This is a genomic window from Nguyenibacter vanlangensis (assembly GCF_013376155.1).
Lineage (GTDB): Bacteria > Pseudomonadota > Alphaproteobacteria > Acetobacterales > Acetobacteraceae > Gluconacetobacter > Gluconacetobacter vanlangensis.
Genome location: NZ_JABXXP010000610.1, coordinates 1 through 1,664 on the forward strand (window position 1 = coordinate 1; position 1,664 = coordinate 1,664).

3 protein-coding genes are annotated in these 1,664 nt (G+C 67.8%); all 3 read left to right on the forward strand.

Annotated elements, in window-relative coordinates; genetic code table 11:
- On the forward strand, positions 1 to 368 hold a 368-nt coding region (locus HUK84_RS17210; RefSeq protein ID WP_281362844.1), incomplete at its 5' end, for a phosphate signaling complex PhoU family protein.
- Positions 369 to 547: 179 nt separating this feature from the next.
- Positions 548 to 1,090 (forward strand): Spy/CpxP family protein refolding chaperone, encoded by a 543-nt coding sequence (locus tag HUK84_RS17215; protein ID WP_176641353.1) that lies wholly within the window; start codon positions 548 to 550, stop codon positions 1,088 to 1,090.
- A 184-nt stretch (positions 1,091 to 1,274) separates the two neighbouring features.
- Positions 1,275 to 1,664 (forward strand): signal recognition particle receptor subunit alpha (locus HUK84_RS17220; protein ID WP_176641354.1); only part of this gene is annotated, 390 nt, incomplete at its 3' end.

A 1,664-nucleotide genomic window follows, 5' to 3' on the forward strand; every position in this document is an offset into this window, starting at 1 on the left:
GGAAGGTCGAGGCGCAGCCCACCGACGTGCCGGTGGGCGGGCTGCGCGCCATGGGGCGGCTGGTGCATGAGAATCTGTGCCGGGCGATCGACGCGATGGCCCGGCGGGACAGCGAGGGGGCGGTCGCGGTCTGGTACTCCGACGCCGCGATCGACGAGCTGTATACCGCCATGTTCCGCGAGCTGGTGACCTATATGATGGAAGATCCGCGCACCATCCGGTCCTGCACGCATCTGCTGTTCATCGCCAAGAATTTGGAACGGATCGGCGACCACGCCACCAATATCGCCGAGCGCGTCTATTATGCCGCCACCGGCGAGATGCTGCCGGCCGACCGGCCGCGCGGGAGCGCCAAGGCGGCCAAGTGACAAGGCCGGCCGTGACAGACGCAGCCCTGCGGCGGCTCTCGCCCGGTTGCAGGGCTTGCGATACAGCCTCTTACACTTCGTAGCATATTCGCCGGATTTCCGGACGGTCGGGCGTGATTACATTCCCATCGTCACCCGGGACCATGGTTCCGGTTCATGGGAAGAGGAAAGGCCCGACGATGTTCAAGAAGACGATGCTGGCCATGACGGTCCTGGCGAGCCTGTCCGGCGGCGCGGCGCTGGCGCAGGACATGCCGCCCGGCCCAGGCATGAGCGATTACGGCATGGGCGATCATGGCATGGGCGGACCCGGCATGCATGGTGGTTTCGAGGGGCACGGCATGCATGGCGGGATGCATGGGGAGATGGCGCTCCTGGCCGGGCTGAAGCTGACGCCGGCGCAGCACAAGCAACTGCACGAGATTTTCCAGGACGCGCGGCACGCGCATAAAGGCGACTGGAAGCAGCTTGGCGACCTGCATCGGCAGATCGAGGACGTGCTGCTGGCCCCGGGAGCGGTCGACAAGGCGAAGCTGACGACGCTGACGCAGCAGATCGAGGGCCTGCGCCAGGCGGAGGCCGCCCGGCGGCTGGACATCGCGGTGAAGATCCACGACATCCTGACCCCGGACCAACTGGCCCAGGCCAGGGCGCGGGTGGAGAAGATCCGCGCATTGCGCCAGGAGATGCATGACGTGATGAAGCCGGTCCCAGGCAAGTAAGGGGCGGGCCGGGGCCGCGTCGGGGCGCGCTTCGTCCCCCGGCGCGGCCAATGCGGTCGATTTCGTTGACAGGGAAGGGGGAGGCGGGTAAAGCCACCCCCATCATCAGGAACGTCACTCCGCGAGTGCTCGCGCAGTGGCGCGACGTCTTTTGGGGTGACAGTCCCCTTGGAGTGACGGGCCTTTGTTCGAGACGCTTTCCAGCAAGCTCTCCGGTGTGTTCGATGGGCTCGCCAAGCGCGGCGCGCTGTCCGAGGCCGATGTGGCCGAGGCGATGCGCGAGGTGCGTCTGGCGATGCTGGACGCCGACGTGGCGCTGCCCGTCGTCAAGGATTTCGTCGCCAAGGTGCGCGAGCGCGCCGTGGGGCACGAGGTGCTGGGCAGCATCTCGCCCGGCCAGGCGGTGGCCAAGATCGTCAATGACGCGCTGATCGACGCGCTGGGCGGCGCCGGGGCGGTGCCGCTGAACCTGAATGCCGTGGCGCCGGTGCCGATCCTGATGGTCGGCCTGCAGGGATCGGGCAAGACCACCACGTCGGGCAAGATCGCGCTGCGCCTGGCGACGCGCGAGCGC